General features: G+C 62.8%; 18 protein-coding genes. 10 read left to right on the plus strand and 8 right to left on the minus strand.

What is annotated here, in order from left to right; translation table 11 throughout:
* Window positions 1–202: 202 nt before the first annotated feature.
* Window positions 203–1,333, minus strand: coding sequence for a citrate synthase (locus ACN9MO_RS27940; RefSeq protein ID WP_113479963.1), 1,131 nt, complete (start codon window positions 1,331–1,333; stop codon window positions 203–205).
* Between the two features lie 75 nt (window positions 1,334–1,408).
* On the opposite strand from ACN9MO_RS27940, the gene ACN9MO_RS27945 reads away from it, so the two are divergent.
* Both ACN9MO_RS27945 and ACN9MO_RS27950 read left to right on the plus strand, forming a co-directional pair.
* Entirely contained in the window at window positions 1,409–2,500 is a 1,092-nt protein-coding gene (locus ACN9MO_RS27945; protein ID WP_113132953.1) for a citrate synthase/methylcitrate synthase, read from the plus strand.
* A gap of 134 nt (window positions 2,501–2,634) precedes the next feature.
* Window positions 2,635–2,784 carry a cupin domain-containing protein gene (locus ACN9MO_RS27950; protein WP_162733640.1) on the plus strand — a complete coding sequence of 50 codons (150 nt, stop codon included), beginning with the start codon at window positions 2,635–2,637 and terminating at the stop codon, window positions 2,782–2,784.
* 94 nt (window positions 2,785–2,878) lie between these two features.
* Here ACN9MO_RS27950 and minE read toward each other — a convergent pair whose 3' ends face one another.
* The 3 genes from minE to minC form a co-directional block, all read right to left on the minus strand.
* A complete protein-coding gene (gene minE, locus ACN9MO_RS27955; RefSeq protein WP_057251956.1) occupies window positions 2,879–3,139 on the minus strand; it encodes a cell division topological specificity factor MinE in 261 nt (86 codons plus the stop codon).
* Window positions 3,136–3,951 (minus strand): septum site-determining protein MinD, encoded by an 816-nt coding sequence (minD, locus tag ACN9MO_RS27960; RefSeq protein WP_057251955.1) that lies wholly within the window; start codon window positions 3,949–3,951, stop codon window positions 3,136–3,138. Before minD ends, minE begins: the two co-directional genes overlap by 4 nt.
* 114 nt (window positions 3,952–4,065) lie before the next feature.
* A complete protein-coding gene (minC, locus tag ACN9MO_RS27965) occupies window positions 4,066–4,812 on the minus strand; it encodes a septum site-determining protein MinC (RefSeq protein WP_113132941.1) in 747 nt (248 codons plus the stop codon).
* Window positions 4,813–5,141: 329 nt separating this feature from the next.
* On the opposite strand from minC, the gene ACN9MO_RS27970 reads away from it, so the two are divergent.
* From ACN9MO_RS27970 to ACN9MO_RS27985, 4 genes are all read left to right on the plus strand, one after another.
* Window positions 5,142–5,327, plus strand: a complete 186-nt coding sequence (locus ACN9MO_RS27970) for a hypothetical protein (RefSeq protein WP_057252114.1) — start codon at window positions 5,142–5,144, stop codon at window positions 5,325–5,327.
* Between the two features lie 688 nt (window positions 5,328–6,015).
* Window positions 6,016–6,420, plus strand: a complete 405-nt coding sequence (locus ACN9MO_RS27975) for a DUF1236 domain-containing protein (protein ID WP_113132955.1) — start codon at window positions 6,016–6,018, stop codon at window positions 6,418–6,420.
* 200 nt (window positions 6,421–6,620) lie between these two features.
* Window positions 6,621–7,010 carry a cupin domain-containing protein gene (locus ACN9MO_RS27980; protein ID WP_057251952.1) on the plus strand — a complete coding sequence of 130 codons (390 nt, stop codon included), beginning with the start codon at window positions 6,621–6,623 and terminating at the stop codon, window positions 7,008–7,010.
* 310 nt (window positions 7,011–7,320) lie between these two features.
* Window positions 7,321–9,375: a calcium-binding protein gene (locus ACN9MO_RS27985; protein WP_057251951.1), complete on the plus strand. Its 2,055-nt coding sequence runs from the start codon at window positions 7,321–7,323 to the stop codon at window positions 9,373–9,375.
* Between the two features lie 15 nt (window positions 9,376–9,390).
* Here the strand turns inward: ACN9MO_RS27985 and ACN9MO_RS27990 are convergent, their stop codons facing one another.
* From ACN9MO_RS27990 to ACN9MO_RS28000, 3 genes are read right to left on the minus strand one after another with little or no spacing between them, the layout of a single operon-like run.
* Window positions 9,391–10,113 carry an ABC transporter ATP-binding protein gene (locus tag ACN9MO_RS27990; RefSeq protein WP_113132942.1) on the minus strand — a complete coding sequence of 241 codons (723 nt, stop codon included), beginning with the start codon at window positions 10,111–10,113 and terminating at the stop codon, window positions 9,391–9,393.
* On the minus strand, window positions 10,110–11,351 hold the full coding sequence (locus tag ACN9MO_RS27995; protein ID WP_057251949.1) for an ABC transporter permease: 1,242 nt from the start codon (window positions 11,349–11,351) through the stop codon (window positions 10,110–10,112). The genes ACN9MO_RS27990 and ACN9MO_RS27995 overlap by 4 nt, the downstream gene beginning before the upstream one ends.
* 7 nt (window positions 11,352–11,358) lie before the next feature.
* Complete coding sequence (locus tag ACN9MO_RS28000; RefSeq protein WP_113132943.1) at window positions 11,359–12,369, minus strand: efflux RND transporter periplasmic adaptor subunit; 1,011 nt, start codon at window positions 12,367–12,369, stop codon at window positions 11,359–11,361.
* A 144-nt stretch (window positions 12,370–12,513) separates the two neighbouring features.
* Here ACN9MO_RS28000 and ACN9MO_RS28005 point away from each other — a divergent pair, with 144 nt between their 5' ends.
* Window positions 12,514–13,200, plus strand: a complete 687-nt coding sequence (locus ACN9MO_RS28005) for a TetR/AcrR family transcriptional regulator (protein ID WP_113132944.1) — start codon at window positions 12,514–12,516, stop codon at window positions 13,198–13,200.
* A 30-nt stretch (window positions 13,201–13,230) separates the two neighbouring features.
* Here ACN9MO_RS28005 and ACN9MO_RS28010 read toward each other — a convergent pair whose 3' ends face one another.
* On the minus strand, window positions 13,231–14,055 hold the full coding sequence (locus tag ACN9MO_RS28010) for an IclR family transcriptional regulator (RefSeq protein WP_112996292.1): 825 nt from the start codon (window positions 14,053–14,055) through the stop codon (window positions 13,231–13,233).
* Between the two features lie 335 nt (window positions 14,056–14,390).
* On the opposite strand from ACN9MO_RS28010, the gene ACN9MO_RS28015 reads away from it, so the two are divergent.
* From ACN9MO_RS28015 to ACN9MO_RS28025, 3 genes are read left to right on the plus strand one after another with little or no spacing between them, the layout of a single operon-like run.
* Window positions 14,391–15,449, plus strand: a complete 1,059-nt coding sequence (locus ACN9MO_RS28015; protein ID WP_112996291.1) for an ABC transporter ATP-binding protein — start codon at window positions 14,391–14,393, stop codon at window positions 15,447–15,449.
* Window positions 15,449–16,321, plus strand: a complete 873-nt coding sequence (locus ACN9MO_RS28020) for an ABC transporter permease (protein ID WP_112996290.1) — start codon at window positions 15,449–15,451, stop codon at window positions 16,319–16,321. The genes ACN9MO_RS28015 and ACN9MO_RS28020 overlap by 1 nt, the downstream gene beginning before the upstream one ends.
* 4 nt (window positions 16,322–16,325) lie before the next feature.
* Window positions 16,326–17,120, plus strand: coding sequence for an ABC transporter permease (locus tag ACN9MO_RS28025; RefSeq protein ID WP_057251943.1), 795 nt, complete (start codon window positions 16,326–16,328; stop codon window positions 17,118–17,120).
* Window positions 17,121–17,122 lie beyond the last annotated feature (2 nt).

Raw genomic sequence — 17,122 nt, forward strand, 5'->3', positions numbered from 1 at the left:
CAGCCTCGGTTCGAAGGTAATACTCCGATGCGCGTTAGTCATGTTAATATAATGTAATATTTCTCTGCTCTTGTTTGGAAAATCAAATTGTTAATTTTATGTAATAAACGCTGTCCGCGCTTTCTCCTGGAAACTATTCTTCTCGCCCATGCCTCGGAAAGGGGCGCGCGACCCCGTGTTTGCGTGGGCGTGGAAGAAATAGCTAGGAGCCGGCGTAGTGCGCGCGAGGGCGGATCAACTCGCCGCTCTCGACCTGTTCCATCGCATGAGCGAGCCAGCCGACGGTGCGCGCAAGCGCGAAAATGACGAGCGGCGCATCGTCAGGGAGAGCATAGGCCGCTGCGAGGGCGGCCAGCGAAAAGTCGAGATTGGCGGGTTCGCCGAGCAACTCCTCGCCGGCTTCGGCCAAGGTGGAGTAGAGCGCCGGCACCTCGAAGCTTGCCATGATCGCCTTGGCGCGCGGATCGCCATCGGGATAGAGCCGGTGGCCAAAGGCCCTGACCACTCCCTCGGAGGAGAGCATTCCCCGGATCGCTTCGCGCACGCCGCTCGCCGCCGCCTGTTCGGCCAGCCGCGTGACGCTGAGCCAGGCGCCGCCATGTCTAGGTCCGGTCAGCGTGGCAAGTCCTGAAAGCGTGGCGGCGGAAAGCGCCGCGCCGGACGAAGCTGTGACCCGGGCCGCGAAGGCCGAAACGTTGAGTTCGTGCTCGGCGGTCAGCACCAGGCATTTGCGGATCGGCTCCGCCGCCTCCGGCCGTCCCCAGCCCAGCGCCAGCCGTCGGTGCAGCGGCATCTGCTCTGGCGATGGCGCCATCCCCGTCGCGACGCTCGCAAGCACATCGGCGGCTTCAGCCTTCAATATCGCCGGACGGCGGCCGAGCGCCGGCAGGTCGCCTTCGATCCGTGCAGCCAGGCGCGCGAACGTTGCGGCCAGGCGCGATTGGCTGCCGCCATGATCTCCGGCGGGAACGGTCACTGGCTCGGATGCTTGCCAAAGCAGAGCCGCGACCTGCTCCAGCGTCGCGTCGCTGGAGAGTTCGACCGTATCGCGGCCGCGATAGAATAGCCGCCCGCCGGCAATATTGGAGATCGTCGTCTGCAGAACCGGTTCGCCCCAGCGGATCGCTTCGGCGGCGACGACCGCCGCCTGCCGCCGCCCGGCATGGCGTTCGGCCAGCCGGTGCACGTCGTCGGCCTGATAGAGGCTGCGGCGCGGGTCGGAAGGGTCGGGCTTGGCGCGAATGCGCCCGCGGCTGACATTGGCATAGAGCGTCTGCCGCTTGCTGCCGAGCCGGGCGAGCGCCTCTTCGGCGGTGATCCAGAGTGTCTTCATATTGATTGATTGCATCAAGATTGACGTCAATAGATCTAGGTCGGATCATTCTCTGCGTAAAGGAGAAACTTGATGATGAAGAACGGACTTGAAGACGTCGTCGCCGCCGAAACGCAGCTCTCCCATGTCAACGGGGAGGCCGGCGAATTGATCATCCGCGGCGTCTCGCTCGATCACCTGGTCGGGCACGCGCGCTATGAAGATGTCGTCGCCCTGTTGTTCGGCGGACTGCTGGGGCCCACGCCGGATCGGGCCGAGCTTGCGAAGCGCCTCGGGCAAAAGCGGGTGGAGGTCTTCGCCCACGTCCCCGCTATCGACGATGTGTTGCTGGAACTACCGCCGGTCGACATCATGCGCGCGCTGATCGCCCGGCTTCCGGATGGAGACGATCTCGATACGGCACTGCGCTTGGTGGCCGCCCCGGCTGTCTTCCTGCCTGCGGCACTGCGCTTGAAGCAGGGTGAAACCCCGGTCGCGCCGACACCGTCGCTTTCGCATTCGGCCGATATTCTCGCAATGCTCGGTGCAAGCGTGCCGAGCAAGGAAGAAGTGGCGGCGCTCGATGCCTATCTGGTGACGATTTCGGATCACGGTCTCAACGCTTCGACCTTCGCGTCGCGCGTGGTCGCGTCCACGAAAGCCGGTCTCACGTCTTCGGTGCTCGCAGCGATCAGCGCGCTCAAGGGGCCGCTTCATGGCGGTGCGCCGGGACCGGTGCTCGACATGCTGGATGCGATCGGGACGCCGGAGAACGCGCAAGCCTGGCTCTCGGAGGCGCTCGACCACGGCGAACGGCTGATGGGTTTTGGCCATCGCGTCTATCGCGTCCGCGATCCCCGCGCCGACGCGCTGAAAGGCGCGTTGAAGCAGCTGATCGCCGCCGACCCGGCAAACCGCGATCGGATTCAACTGGCCGAAGCGGTCGAGCAATCGGCGCTTGCCATCCTGAAGGTGCGCAAGCCCGACCGTCCGCTCGACGTCAATGTGGAGTTCTACACGGCTCTACTGCTCGACGCTTTGAAGTTCCAGCGCGAAGCCTTCACCGGCGTGTTCGCGATCGGCCGAACCGTCGGCTGGATCGCCCACGCACGCGAACAGGCGCTGGAAGGCCGCCTTATCCGGCCGCGTTCGCTCTATGTCGGGCCGCTGCCGCAACAGGCGGCCTGAGCGTCAATGCACGGGCGTCCTCTATTGTGAGGCCGATACCGTGCGCGCATTTCGCAGGTGTTGTTGAAAGAACGCCTTCAGGTCACGGAAATCGTTGAAGCCGAGGACGGTTGCAAAGCGGGCGACCGTCGTCGGTGAAACGGAACAGGGAAGCGGAAGGCCAGGTCTGGTTCGAGCTCAATCCGCGCGACGGCTTCTACATTCCGGCGGGCTTCGATCACCAGTACTACAACATGTCGGGAGACAAGGCGGAGTTCGTTTTCGGCGTGGCGCCGGACTTCTGACCTTCCACGAAAAAGCCGGACAACATCTGTCGATATTGTCCGGCTAAAGGTATCGGGAGACGCTTTGACGTCATCTGGAACGAATGGGCGACCGTCAGGCCGCCTTCTTCGCGTCAAAGGGGATCTCGATATCGACCGCGAGCGTCGAAACCTGCGCGCCGCGTTCCATCGTCACCTTGACCTTTTCGTCGTCGATCTGCATGTGCTTGGAGATCGCCTTCAGAATTTCGTCGCGCAGCTTGGTGACGAGATCCGAATCGCCTGCGGATGCGCGCTCATGCGCCAGCAGGACCTGCAGCCGTTCGCGGGCGGCCGGTGCTGACTGGGAGCGGGAGAAGAAACCGAACAGATTCATGCCGCCTTCCTTCCGAAAATCTTGCCGAGGAAGCTGCGCTTTTCACCGGGAATGGTGATTGGCAGGGTTTCGCCCTTCAGCCGGCGCGCTGCGTCGAAATAGGCCAGCGCCGGCGCTGAGCGGTTGTCTGCCAGCGTGACCGGCGAGCCGACGTTGGATGCACGAAGCACGTCTGCGCTCTCCGGGATGATGCCCATCAGCGGGATCGACAGGATTTCGAGCACGTCGTCGACCTTCAGCATGTCGCCGCGCTCGGCGCGAAGCGGGTCGTAGCGGGTGAGCAGCAGGTGCTTTTCCATCCGCTCGCCGTTTTCGGCCTTCAACGTCTTGGAATCGAGCAGGCCGATGATGCGGTCGGAATCGCGCACCGAGGAGACTTCCGGATTGGTCACGACGATGGCGATATCGGCGTGGCGCATGGCGAGCGTCGCGCCGCGTTCGATGCCGGCAGGGCTGTCGCAGATCACCCAGTCGAAGGCGTTCTGCAGGGCGGCGATGACCTTCTCGACCCCTTCCGGCGTCAGATTGTCCTTGTCGCGGGTCTGCGAGGCCGGCAGCAGGTAAAGCGTTTCGACCCGCTTGTCGCGGATCAGCGCCTGCGAAAGCTTGGCCTCGCCCTGGATCACATTGACCAGGTCATAGACCACGCGCCGTTCCGCGCCCATGACGAGATCGAGATTGCGCAGACCGACATCGAAGTCGACGACCACGACCTTGTCGCCGTTCTGCGCAAGCGCAGCACCCAATGCGGCGCTGGACGTCGTCTTGCCGACGCCGCCTTTGCCCGATGTAACTACGACTACCTTGCCCATTCATCTCTCCAAGTATTTAAACTACGCCTTCGCCTTACGTCACGATGGTTCTGGATCGACCCAGAACCCTAAGCGGGATGCGGGCGGTGTCCGCCCGGCCATCCCCATCCCGCTCTAGCCGAGCGTTCCCGCCTTGAGCGCTTCGCCGTCGAGCCAGATTTGAACGGACTTGCCGCGCAGATGCTGCTCCATGTCGTCGGCGGTCTTGTAAAAGCCGTCGATCGCAATCAGTTCCGCTTCGAGCTTGCGGCAGAAAATCCGTGCCGAAACATTGCCGGTGGTGCCGGCCATCGCCCGGCCGCGCAGCGCGCCGTAGATGTGGATCGACCCGCCGGCGACGACTTCGGCGCCAGAAGCGACCGAGCCGATGATCGTCACGTCGCCTTCCGGGAAGAACAGCGACTGTCCGGAGCGCACCGGCTGGGTCACGACGATCGAGGGTGTTGCCTTGGTGGCAAGCGGCTCGGCCGTGATGACGGCTTCCGTTTCTGCTCCTGGCACCTCGGCCTTTTCTGCCTGCTCCGCCATCTTCGCTTCGTAGTCGGCTGCCGGGCGCCCGTCGTTCATCGCCGGCGGCAGATCGGCGCCGAGCAGCGACTGTCGCGCGCCTTCGATGCCCATGATTCGGACATTGCGTTTGCCGAGCTGATCGACGAGCTCGCGCAGTTGCGAGCGATCGATTTCGAGGCCATTGACGTCGAGCACGACGGGCCGCCGGAGGAAGAAACCGGCGGAGCGGGAAGCCAGATCGTCGAGCCGAGTGAGCCAATCCTCGAGGGGCAGCTCGGGGGTCAGCGCTAGCGCAAGGAAGGAGCGCCCCTTGAGGCGGATCGGCCGGGATTCGGTTAACACATCGTTCATCTTGGTAAATTTTCCGTTGCCTCGGTGTATCGAAGAAATGGTTAACAAATGGTTAATTCAGCAGTGCGAAGGTTAATGAGGCGGGTCCCGCGGCGGGCCTTCCGGCACTGAAAAACAAGGTAAATTGGTCGTCGGAACAAACCGATCTTTTGGCCATTGTCGCCTTGGCGATGGCGGATTTGACCGTCTGCTGCCCGCTGACGAGAGGGTGATTCATCGATCCCTTTGCATGCGATTCGCCCGGCCTCGCGAAGGGAGTTGACATTGGAGTGCTAAAATAAGAACATAACGTGAACAAATGGAGGTTTCCCATGAGCCGGACAGAAACCATGACCCATACGGAAGAAGTGATCGAACGCGCCATGGCTGCCGTTGCAGCCGCCCGGAAGAAGCGGGAACGCGAAGCCGAGTGGCGGAAGCGGACCTTCGGACGCATCGACATGACGCCGCCCCTGCCGCGGCTGAAGCGCGGCGGCGTGCAGCTTTCGCTGCGGCTCGACGGTTCGGCACGGTGATAGACATAACGACTACGCGGGACCGGTGGGCCGATACCTGGGCGCCTAGCGTAGCTCCAACGGGGGCAATCCGCCCGAAAGCCGCCGATGCCCGCGTGCGGTGATGAGCGGATCGAGACGAAGCTTCGAGAGGACTGACCATGAGGCATCGTCGAAGCATCGACCTGATGCCGCGCGAAAATGCTGCCGACTACGGCTCGACCCTGGAGCTGCTACCGGAATGGTATGTGCTCGTGGCGAAGTGCGGGAAGTGCCGGCATCAAGGGCGAATTGACCGTCGGGTGATAGCCAGCACCTACGGATGGGGCATCCACCTCAATTCCATCGGCCGAACACTCAAATGCTCGCGCTGCGGAAACAGGGAGGGGAACAAACTGCTCCTTGGCAAGTTGCCCCGCGACTAGCGCGGCAGATCGTGTGCCGTGTGGCAGAAACCCGCTGCTCACGGGTCAGTCGGCGGTTTCAAAATGGAACCATGCGAACCGGGCGTTTCTATAGAATATGGTCGCGATTATAAAGTATCTAATTGCTCTTTGTCGGAATATGTAAGGCCTCGTCCGTGCTTGTTTTGATTGTGCAGGCGACTGTTAACGGAAGTTATCAAGCGTGATCCGAAAACAAGAAGGTAATATTGGAACAATTTATTATCCCTTTCGTTGAGTTTGTGATCGAACGAAAGGATGAGATCATGAAGAAGCTTGTAATCACGGCGGCTGTTGCTGCTCTACTGGCAGGCTCCGCCTTTGCTCAGGACGCCAACAAGCAAGCCGGTACGGCTGCAGGCATGGCCGGTGGTGCGGCAGCGGGTGCTGTCGTCGGCGGCCCGATCGGTGCCGGCGTCGGCGCCGTTGTGGGTGGCGCGCTCGGTGCAGCGCTGACGCCTCCGCCGCCGGAAGTGGTCACCTATGTCGAGCAGCAGCCGGCTCCACCGTCTGTCCTCATTCAGGAACGGATCGTGGTCGGTAAGCCCATCCCGTCGGCTGTCGTCCTGACGCCGATTCCGCAAAACCCGCGTTACGCCTATGCGGTCGTCAACGACCAGCGGGTGATCGTGGAACCGCAGTCGAGAACGGTGGTCCGGGTCATCAACTGACCGAGCCCAATAGTCTCTCCTCTGGGGCGGCGCTCAAGCGCCGCCCTTTTTGTTGTTTCCCGTCCGGCTGTCGTCGCAGCCGCGCTCGCTTCTCTGAAAGCGGATGGATCTATGATCAGCAACACCGCACCATCGTACCGATGCAGCAGTGCTGCTAAACTCGCAGCGACAAACGCCATGATCGACTAGGGGAGGCCGGCATGGAAGTGATCGTGCATGAGAACTGGCCCGTTGAGCTATGGCGCCCCGGCGTCGAAACGCGGATGGTGATCTCCGCGGTGAGCGGCGCCTCGCAATTGTGCCTGTTCGAGCAATGGGTGGCGCCCGGCGCGGGCGCTCCGACGCATCATCATCCCGTTGAGGAAATCCTGACGGTGATCGCCGGCAAGGCCGAGATGTGGATCGAAGAGGAGCGCATCATCGTCTTGCCCGGCCGGTCTCTTATCGTGCCGCCGCTCCGCCGCCATGGCTTCACCAATATCGGCAGCGAGACGCTCCAGCTTCAAGCCATCCTTGCGGCAGCAAGCTTCGAGGCCCGGTTCGACGGTTCGGTCGAAAGCGTCAGACGCTGGTGCGGCGAGGTCGACTAGGCCGCCGGCTCCCTGGACCTAAAAGATCCCTCCTGCACCCGATGACGTCCCGGTGCATCCGTTTGCCCGGCTTCGTCTTCCGGGTATAGTTTAAAAGCCCCTCAGCACAATTTCCGACCGCAGCTTTTTCCAGATCTCGTCAAACTCGGCGAATGCCTCGGGATATCTAATATATATTTCAAATTAAATTGCCTATATTCGGAAAGTTTATTCGATATTGCTTTGCGCCATCCCTGTAATACATTCCATAATCGGGATGTATATTCGAGTCTTTGAACATATTCTTAAGTCGATCGAAGAGGATAGCGATATGGCGAAGATCGTAGGCTCGTCTGCGGGCGACGTTTTGAAGGGCACCGAGGAAAGCGACCGCATCTGGGGCCTCTTCGGCTTCGATACGATCGATGGCGGCGGCGGTGACGATTTTGTCGACGGCGGGGCGCATGACGACATGTTGACGAGTTCGAGCGGCTACGACCGGATCGACGGCGGCGACGGCAGTGACCAGATCGTTCTCACCGGGACCGGCGGTGCCGTTACCGGCGGCAGGGGTTTTGACGGTCTCGTCGTCGACTTCTCGCAAAGCGCCGAGCGGATGGTCTTCAACGGTGCCGGCGGCCATGGCTATGTCGGGGATCCGAGCGCTGTCAGCCGGCATGTCTTCTTCCACGATATCGAGTGGCTGCGCCTTCTTGCCGGCAGCGGCGACGACCGGATCACGGGGACCGCCGCGGCCGACCGGATCTCGACCGGAGCCGGCATCGACGTCGTCAATGCGGGCGCGGGAAATGACGTCATCACCAATACGGGCGGACACGACCGTCTCGATGGCGGCGATGGAAACGACCGCTTCGTTCTCGTCGGGGCGGGCAGCACCATTCTTGGTGGTGCCGGAGACGATACGCTGGTCGTCGATCTTTCGGGATCGACTGCTCCGGTCGTGTTCAACCTGGCGAATGGTCACGGCATTATCGGAGACGGGACGCAGACGGAGCGGCACCTCTTCGTCCAGCATCAGGATGTCGAGCGGGTTGTGCTGATGACGGGACGCGGAAGCGACCGTGTTACGGGTAGCGCCCTTGACGACGTCATCGAGACTGCCGGCGGAAACGATGTCGTCGAAGCCGGCGCGGGCGACGACAGGATCACCGACGGGCTCGGTGCCAACCGTCTTTTTGGCGGCGACGGCAGTGATGGGATCATCTCCACATTCTACTCCGCCGAGATCGACGGCGGTGCGGGCCAGGACTGGCTCTATATCAGCGAGATGGAGCGCACGAGCGATCTGACTATCGATTTCGCTGCTGGCAAGGCTTCAACCGGCACAGTGCTGCGCGGATTTGAGGAAGTGAGTCTCGCGCTCGGCAGTGGCAACGACCGGGTCAGCGCGGGTGATCTCAACTCTCTCGGGGTCGATGCCGGTGCCGGAAACGACCATCTCGAAGGCGGCGCCGGGCGTGACCGGTTCGATGGCGAGGACGGAAACGACTATATCGATGCGGGCGCCGGAGACGACATGATCGAGACGGGCGCTGGCGACGACGTGGCTTTTGGCGGGGACGGCCGGGATACGCTCGCCAATGATGGCGGCAGCGACGTGCTCGACGGCGGCGCTGGCGATGATTGGCTGCAGGACACCTTTCCCGGCAGCGGCACGCTTGGCGTCGCGTCTATCCTGCGCGGCGGTGCGGGTAACGACACGATCAATGCCCGTTACCTCGGTGAGGCCGATGGCGGCGACGGGCGGGATCTGTTGTACCTCAACTATGGCGGCTTGCCTGAAGCGACGGTTTTCGATGCGGCGCGCGGCATAACGCATACCGGACTGACCTTCGCCAATGTCGAATATTTCAACGTCACGTCCGGGCGCTACGACGACGTGCTGCGCGGCGCCGAAGACAACGACACCTTCTATTCGTCGAGCGGCAACGATATCCTCGACGGGCGCGGCGGAGATGACACGCTGAGCGGCGCCTCGGAAAACGACCAGCTCTTCGGCGGTGAAGGTGCGGATATCCTCGACGGCGGTTCGCAAAATGACCTCTTGAGCGGCGGCAATGGCACCGATCGGCTGACGGGTGGCAGCGGCGCCGACACGTTTCTCTGGTCGTCGGAAACCTCCGGCGAGGCCGGTCTCGATCGCGTCCTTGATTTCAACGGCAGGCTGGGCGATCGGATCGCCTTTTCCGAGGACGCCCAGGACGCCACCGGCATTCACAGCTATGCCGATTTTCTCGCTGCCGCGCACGATACGGCCGACGGCGTGTTCGTCGCCTTCAACGGTTCCGATGCCGAGGGCATTCTGATCGAGGACGTCTCGCTTTCGGTTCTCACGGAAAGCGATGTCGTCTTCGGCCTCGGTTGAGGTTTTCGCCGGGCGTCAGGTTTGCGGCGACTCGTTTTCGCCTGAGACCGCGGCCCTGTCCGCCCCCGTGGTCAGGCGCCCATCGATCAACTGAAGGCGCCGGTCCATGCGCGAGGCCATGTCGAGGTCGTGGGTGACTGCGACCACCGTCTTTCCCCGCTCGCGCACCAGCGTTTCCAGGATCCTGAAGACCTGTTCGGAGCTCTGGCTGTCGAGGCTGCCGGTCGGCTCGTCCGCAAGGATCAGCGGCGGATCGTTGGCCAGTGCGCGGGCCACGGCCACGCGCTGGCGCTGGCCGCCCGAAAGCTGGTCTGGCCGTTTGTCGATATGATCGGCAAGGCCGAGTGCTGCAAGCAGATCGCTCGCCCTTTGGCGCATCTCGTTCCGGCCAAGGCGACCGAGCCTGCGCATGGGGATCTCGACATTCTCGCGGGCAGTGAATTCCGGCAGCAGGAAATGGAACTGGAAGACGAAGCCGATGTTGGCAAGCCGCGTGGCGGCCCTTTCGTCCTCGTCCATCCGGGCCGTGTCGCGGCCGCGGATGCTGAGCGTGCCGCCGGTCGGCCGGTCGAGCAGGCCGAGCAGGTAGAGGAGCGATGACTTGCCCGAGCCTGAAGGGCCGGTGACTGCGACGAACTCCTGCTCTCCGATAACAAGAGAGATGTCCTTCACCAGGGTGACCGGCACCGTCTCCCTGAGGATGCGCGTCAGATCCCTTGTTTCGATCAGCGTGCTCATGTCGCGCCCCTGATGATGTCGACGGGATTGGCGCGGGCCGCCCGCCTTGCCGGCAGATAGCCGGCGACGGCGGCCGATCCGAGCGCGAAGGCGGCGGCGATCAGATAGTGCAGCATGCTCCAGGCGATCGGTAGCCGGGTCATCTCCTGGCCGGTCGCGGATATCTCGAAGCGGACGAGCGAGAGCGCGTAGACCATCGCGAAGCCGAGCGTCCAGCCGAGCAGCGTGCCGGCTGTGGCAATCGCCACACCTTCGATCACGAACAGGATGCGCATGTCTGCCTCGGTGAAGCCGAGCGACTTCATGATGGCGATGTCGCGCGCCTTTTCGTGCGTGATCGTCGAGATGATGTTGAAGATACCGAAGCCTGCGACCAGCATGATCGCCGCAACGACCGTGTACATGATGACGTTGCGCACGACGAGCGCCTCGAGGATCGACTCGTTCGCATCCTGCCAGGCGACCGCCTTGTAGCCGAGTTCCGCCTCGATGCGGCGCGCCACCGTGGGCGCCGCGTTCGGATCGTCGAGCTTGATGTTGATCTCGTTGATCGCGTTCGGCCGGGCCGAGAGGATCTGCGCGTTCTTCTGCAGCACATAGGCTTCGCCCTCGTCGCGCGCCGTCGTGCCAGTGTGGAAAAGACCGACGATCTTGAAGCGGCGGCTGAGCCCCTCCGAAGAGACGGCGGTGAGCGTATCGCCGAGCTTGGCGCCGAGCCGGGAGGCCATGGTATCGCCGACCACCACATTGTTGCCACCGGCGGCAAGTGCGGCGAAGCTGCCGGCCTTGAAGTCTCCGATGATCGGCGAGACGCCGGGTTCCGCCTGCGGATCGATGCCGATGACGGCAGCACCGACCTCCTGGCCGGAATAGCGAATGACGCCTTGTGCCTTGAGGGTGGCGGCAAAGCGGCCCGGGATCCAGCCATCGAGCCAGGAGAGTGCTGCGGTGGGGTTGATGATGCCGCGCCGATCGTCGCGTGGCCTGAGGCCGGAAATGGCCGCTGCATCGAACAGGTCTTCTGCCGGTTGCCGCCGCGCCGTCCGCTGCTCGTCGGTCACCTGGACATGCGGCATGGTGTCGACGAGCTGGCGGACGAAATCGTCCTGGCCGCCCTGCATTAGAGCCGCCATGGCGATGGAGAACCCGACGCCGACCGCGACACCCAGCATCGCTACGATCGTCTGCCGGCCGCGGCCGGAGATGTGGGTCAGTGCGAGGTCGAGGATGAGGCGCATAGGGAGCTCATGTTCCTGGCACAGGCGTGACCTTGACGCGCGTGCCATCGGCAAGGCTGGTCGGGAAGGGGGAGACGACGCGCGCGCCATCTTCCAGACCGGAGAGAACCTCTACGCCGTCGGCGCCGCGTATGCCCGTTTTCAATTCCCGTATCCTGGCATGATTGCCGTCGATCACCGTAGCCTTTGTCCCCTCCAGCGCCACGGTCGGGAGGATCAAGGCACCATGCGACACCCGCACGACGATGTTGACGTCGGTCGACATGCCGATCCGAAGCGGCGTGTCGTCGGGCAGGCGGAAGCGGACGCGATAGGTCTTCGTCACCGGGTCGCCCTTGGGGGTGATGCTGTCGACCGTCGCCTCGAGTTTCTGGTTGGGGAAGGCATCCGATCGCAACAACGCGCGCTGACCGACTTCGACGCGCGGAATATCCTCTTCGTTGACGTCGGCGGTGACGATCAGCGGTTTCGGTTCCCCGACCCAGAAGAGTACCGTGCCGAGATCCGCGACTTCGCCGATCTCGCCGTCCTGCCGGAGCACCTGGCCGGCGCTCGGCGCGCGCAGCACATAGGTCGCAAGCCGCGCCTGACGGCCGGCGACAAGGGCTTCGAGCTGGCCCAGTTCGCTGCGTGCCCGGTCGACCTCCTGTGCGCTGATCGTGCTGCGTTCGGCGAGCGCCAGCTTACGCCGATACTCCTCCTGCGCCAGCGTCAGCCGCGCCTGGAGTTCGCCGAGTGCTGCCCGTGCCTCGGTGTCGTCGAGGCGGGCGAGCACATCGCCTTTGGCGACACGTTCACCTTCGCAATTGCATTGTTCGACGATCCGTTCGGCGACCGTCGGTGTGACCTTCGCCCAAGTGCGGGGCTCCACGACGCCATCCGCATAGATGATCTCCGCCGCGTCGCCGCGCTTTGGCGCGACGATGGACACGGGAACCGGGCGAAACAGATACCAGGAAACCGCCGCGCCGATGGCGACGATGATCGCCCCTCCGATTGCAAAACGAGCCAGCTGCACGAGACGCTCCTTGAATGCTTCCAGTCCGTTCTGTATAAATAGACCGACGGTCGGTTTGTTTCAAGGATGCGTGTTACCCTTGCCATCAGGAGCGTCGTGGACCGCGCTGTGAACCCGTGCTAAGCCGCCGTTCTAGGAGTGCTTATGGTCAGAACGAAAAAATCGCCGGAAGTCCGATCGAACGAGCTGATCGATTGTGCCGAGCGGCTGTTCTTCCAGCACGGCTACGAGAACACAACGGTCAACGACGTCATCCGTGAGGCGAACGTCTCGAAGGGCGCCTTCTATCACTACTTCGTCTCCAAGGAGGCGCTGCTGGAGGCCGTCGCGACCCGGATGGCGCGGCGAAACCTAGAGGAACTCCAGCCGCTTTTCGAAGACCCGTCGCTCGACGCCGTCGGGCAGTTGAACGCGCTTTTTGCCGGCTCGCGGCGGACGAAGATCGACATGGCGCCGCAGTTGAAGAACACCTTCAACGCGCTTTTCAAGCCCGAAAACGTCGCTCTCTACCACCGCATTGATGAGGCTCTGCTGGCGGTGAGCATACCCCTGGTCGCCGAGATGCTGCGGCGCGGGCATGAGGAGGGGACGCTTGATGCGCCCGATCCGGAAGCCGCAGCCTTGATGCTGCTGCAACTGCGCGTGAGCGTCGCCAAGGTGATGTACAAGGCGCTGCAACGTTACGAGGCCGGCGATCTCGATGGCGCGGCGGCGATGCTCGATGGCTGGATGCGAACCTACGGCACCGCGATCGAGCGCTTCCTGAAGCTTCCGGATGGCTCGATCGAGGTGACCGAGCCGGGCTTCGCCCGCGCCTTCCTGGAGGCGTGAGCTGTCGCTGCGCTGCGACGTGTGCGTCTCTCAGTTCTTCTGCGCGGCGCGCAAGGCGGAGGCCGGATAGCGCAGTGTCGGGTCGAAGGGGTTGAGCTTGCTGCTGATGGCCTGCGCCTCGGCCTTCAAGAGATCGGTGATGGTGCCGCTTCGCGTTTCCGTCAGGCGCGATGCCAGCGTGCCGATGCTTAAGGAAGCAACTGCAATGCCGTTGCGGTCGAGCACAGGCACGCCGAGACCGGCCATGCCCTCGATCATTTCGAAGTTCATCTGCGCGGCACCGATCCGCCTGACCTCCTCGATCTTGATGCGCAGGTCCACCTCGTCGATCGCGGCCCGGTCCATGATGCGCGGCATGTTGAACTTGATGATCGCTTCCCGCTCTTCTTCCGGCAGGTGGGCGAGAATGGCGATGCTGCCCTGGCCGATGCCGAGCGGCACCTTGCCGCCTATGTCGCCGGTAAAGGAGCGGATCGGGAAAGGGCCTTCGACCCGGTCGAGGCAGATCGCGTCGAAATTGCTGCGCACCAGCAGGAAGACGGTGTCGTTGAAGGTGGCCGAGAGCCTGAGAAGCGATGGGCGGGCGATGTCGAGAATGCCTTCGCGCCTTCGCGCCTGCGACGCGATCGAGAAGAACTCCAACGACAGACGATAGGATTTTCCTTCCGGCATCTGCTCGACGAGCCCTTCGGCGATCAGGCTCTTCAGCAGCCGGTGCGCCGACGGCTGGGTGAGATTCAGCCTGCGCGCGAGATCGATCACCCGCACACCCTCCGTCGCGTTCTCCGCGAGATCTTTCAGGATGTGGATCGCTTTGGAAAGGCTGGAGCTTCCTGCATTCTCTGATTCCGACATGCTCGCAAATCTTTCAAAATTCACATGATAAGATTCCGTATATCGGATTTTTCTAACAAAAAATTCCGAAATAGAAAATTGAATTTGTGTTTTTCGTCAAATTCCTGGAGTTAATTCACAAGCCTTTCCTAAGGGATGGATGCGCCACAACGTGGATAGCCGGGAGGCTATCCCGATCGCGAAATCGCGCCTTTGTCGTCGCGGTTGCGTCCGGCGGAAATCGCATCGCCTGAGATGAGGTTTGATGGTTGACGACGTGTCGTCGCCGCCGGGATCGCCGACAAGAAAAACGGGGCAGGCGATCCCAGGGGGCAGCGACCCACGGGAGAGTGAGCATGAGTTTCCTGAACCTCGAGAAGGTCTCCAAGTTCTATGGATCGGTTGCGGCCGTTCACGATTTCGATCTGGCGGTCGAAAAGGGCGAGTTCATCTCGCTGCTCGGCCCGTCCGGTTGCGGCAAGACGACGACCCTGCAGATGATCACCGGGCTCGTGCGGCCCTCCGCCGGCACCATCACCATGGGCGGGCGCGACATCACCCACCTGCCGCCGCCGCAGCGCGAACTCGGCGTCGTTTTCCAGAGCTACGCGCTTTTCCCGCACATGACCGTCGCCCAGAACGTCTCCTTCGGCTTGGAGATGCGCAAGGTCGCAAAGGCGGACCGCGACAAGCGCATCAAGGAAATCCTTGCGCTCGTTCACCTCTCGGCCCTTGCCGATCGCTACCCGCGTGAGATGTCCGGCGGTCAGCGCCAGCGTGTCGCGATCGCCCGTGCGCTCGTCATCAATCCGCCGGTGCTCTTGCTCGACGAGCCGCTTTCGAACCTCGACGCGCAGCTTCGCGAAGAGATGCAGTTCGAACTGCGCCGCATCCAGCAGACCGTCGGCATCACCACGATCATGGTGACCCATGACCAGGCGGAAGCACTGTCGATCAGCGACCGCGTCGTGGTCATGGAAAAGGGGCGCATCACCCAGGTCGACACGCCCTATGAGCTCTACGAGCATCCGCGCAACGACTTCATCTCGTCCTTCGTCGGCAAGTCCAATTTTCTCCGCGCGACCGCGGCCTTCAACGGCAAGGGCGCGTCGATCAGCATCGACAACACGCCGATCCGCTTCAACACCGATCGCCGTGAACCGGACGGCAAGGTCTCGGTCTTCATCCGCCCGGAAAAGCTGCGGCTGACGGAACCGGCGGACGGCCAGATCCAGGGCAAGGTGACGACGCGCTATTTCATGGGCAGCCAATGGCTGGTCAGCGCCGAGACGCCGGCGGGCGTCCTGGCCGTTGCGGTTCCCAATCTCGGCGCGCCGCCGCCGATGGAAGGTGAAACCGTTGGGCTCGCCTGGCAGAACGCCGATTGTCGTGTGCTGGCCGGAGCGGCGAACTGATGAGCGCCGCCACCTCCGCCATCAAGCCGCGCCTGCTCGCGCCCCTCGCCCTCTCCGGGCCGACGACCCTGTTCTTCGTCGGCCTCGTCCTCTTGCCGCTGCTCTTGACGGTCATTCTTTCCTTCAACAGCTACGACTATACGGCCGGCATAAAGAGCGACTTCACCTTCGCCAATTACCTGACGGTGCTGCAGGACGAGTATTATCTCTCGACCTTCTGGCGCACGCTGCGTCTGGCGCTGTTGACGACGGTCATCACCGCGCTGATCGGCGTGCCGGAGGCCTACGTCCTCTCGAACATGCGCAAGCCCTGGCGCTCGATATTCCTCCTTGTGATCATCGGCCCGCTGCTTGTCTCCGTGGTGGTGCGCACCTTCGGCTGGAGCATGCTGCTCGGCAAGAACGGCTTCGTGAACAGCGCACTTGCCATTGTTGGCATCGACCCGGTCCAGCTTCTCTACACCGAGACGGCGATCGTCATCGGTCTCGTGCACATCATGCTGCCGTTCATGGTGATTCCCGTCTGGACGGTTCTGCAGAAGCTCGATCCGACGGTGGAGGCGGCAGCGCTCACCCTCGGCGCCTCGCGCTTCACGGCCCTTCGCCGCATCGTCTTCCCGCAGGCGGCGCTCGGCATCCTCTCGGGCAGCCTGATCGTCTTTGCGCTGTCGGCAAGTTCCTTTGCCATTCCAGGCCTGCTTGGCGGCCGGCGGCTGAAAATGGCGGCGACGCTCGTCTACGACGAGTTCCTGATCGAGCTCAACTGGCCGCTCGGCGCGACCATCGCGATCATCGTCCTCGTCGCCAATCTCGTGATCATGCTTGCCTATAACCGCCTCATCGAGCGGCAGGCGAAGCGCAAGCTGGGTTGAAGCCATGCAGAGGAACGGCCCCATTGCTCTCGTTTTCCATAGCCTCGTCGTCGTCTTCATGTTGGCGCCGATGGTTGTGGTCTGCCTGGTCGCCTTTACGCCGGAGAACACGCTGACGATGCCCTGGAACGGGCTCTCGCTGCGCTGGTTCGAGGCGGTCTTCCATCACGCCGACTTCATGTCATCCTTCGGCAACAGCGTCCGGCTGGCACTGCTTTCGGCGACCATCTCCACCGTGTTTGCGGTGCCGGCGGCGCTGGCGATCACCCGCTACGAGTTCCGCGGCCGCGAGGCGCTGAATGCCTTGTTCCTGTCGCCGCTGATCATCCCTCACCTGGTTCTCGGCGTTGCCTTCCTGCGTCTCTTCTCGCTGATGGGCATGGGCGGATCCTTCGGCTGGCTGGTCGCCACCCATGCGATCGTCGTCACCCCCTATACGCTGCGGCTGATCCTCGCGTCGCTGACCAGTATGGACCGCAATGCCGAGAATGCGGCGCGCACGCTGGGTGCCGCCGAATGGACGGTGTTTCGCCGGATCACCATGCCGCTCATGCTGCCGGGCATCAGCGGCGGCTGGCTGCTCGCCTTCATCAACAGCTTCGACGAGTTGACGATGTCGATCTTCGTGACCTCGCCGTCGACCGTGACGCTGCCAGTGCGCATGTACATGTATGCCAGCGAATCCATCGACCCGATGATGGCGGCCGTTTCGACGCTGATGATCGCGCTTGCCACCGTCACCATGATCATTCTCGATCGCCTGTTCGGTCTCGATCGGCTGCTGGTGGGCAAGGGCTGAGA

The organism is Ensifer sp. R-19 (assembly GCF_049905105.1).
Lineage (GTDB): Bacteria > Pseudomonadota > Alphaproteobacteria > Rhizobiales > Rhizobiaceae > Ensifer.

Bases quoted from the DNA above. Each gene is read 5' to 3' on its own strand.
- ACN9MO_RS27940 (WP_113479963.1), bottom strand. From the start codon at position 1,333: ATGAAGACACTCTGGATCACCGCCGAAGAGGCGCTCGCCCGGCTCGGC.
- ACN9MO_RS27945 (WP_113132953.1), top strand. From the start codon at position 1,409: ATGAAGAACGGACTTGAAGACGTCGTCGCCGCCGAAACGCAGCTCTCC.
- minE (WP_057251956.1), bottom strand. From the start codon at position 3,139: ATGAATCTGTTCGGTTTCTTCTCCCGCTCCCAGTCAGCACCGGCCGCC.
- minD (WP_057251955.1), bottom strand. From the start codon at position 3,951: ATGGGCAAGGTAGTCGTAGTTACATCGGGCAAAGGCGGCGTCGGCAAG.
- minC (WP_113132941.1), bottom strand. From the start codon at position 4,812: ATGAACGATGTGTTAACCGAATCCCGGCCGATCCGCCTCAAGGGGCGC.
- ACN9MO_RS27970 (WP_057252114.1), top strand. From the start codon at position 5,142: ATGACCCATACGGAAGAAGTGATCGAACGCGCCATGGCTGCCGTTGCA.
- ACN9MO_RS27975 (WP_113132955.1), top strand. From the start codon at position 6,016: ATGAAGAAGCTTGTAATCACGGCGGCTGTTGCTGCTCTACTGGCAGGC.
- ACN9MO_RS27980 (WP_057251952.1), top strand. From the start codon at position 6,621: ATGGAAGTGATCGTGCATGAGAACTGGCCCGTTGAGCTATGGCGCCCC.
- ACN9MO_RS27985 (WP_057251951.1), top strand. From the start codon at position 7,321: ATGGCGAAGATCGTAGGCTCGTCTGCGGGCGACGTTTTGAAGGGCACC.
- ACN9MO_RS27990 (WP_113132942.1), bottom strand. From the start codon at position 10,113: ATGAGCACGCTGATCGAAACAAGGGATCTGACGCGCATCCTCAGGGAG.
- ACN9MO_RS27995 (WP_057251949.1), bottom strand. From the start codon at position 11,351: ATGCGCCTCATCCTCGACCTCGCACTGACCCACATCTCCGGCCGCGGC.
- ACN9MO_RS28005 (WP_113132944.1), top strand. From the start codon at position 12,514: ATGGTCAGAACGAAAAAATCGCCGGAAGTCCGATCGAACGAGCTGATC.
- ACN9MO_RS28010 (WP_112996292.1), bottom strand. From the start codon at position 14,055: ATGTCGGAATCAGAGAATGCAGGAAGCTCCAGCCTTTCCAAAGCGATC.
- ACN9MO_RS28015 (WP_112996291.1), top strand. From the start codon at position 14,391: ATGAGTTTCCTGAACCTCGAGAAGGTCTCCAAGTTCTATGGATCGGTT.
- ACN9MO_RS28020 (WP_112996290.1), top strand. From the start codon at position 15,449: ATGAGCGCCGCCACCTCCGCCATCAAGCCGCGCCTGCTCGCGCCCCTC.
- ACN9MO_RS28025 (WP_057251943.1), top strand. From the start codon at position 16,326: ATGCAGAGGAACGGCCCCATTGCTCTCGTTTTCCATAGCCTCGTCGTC.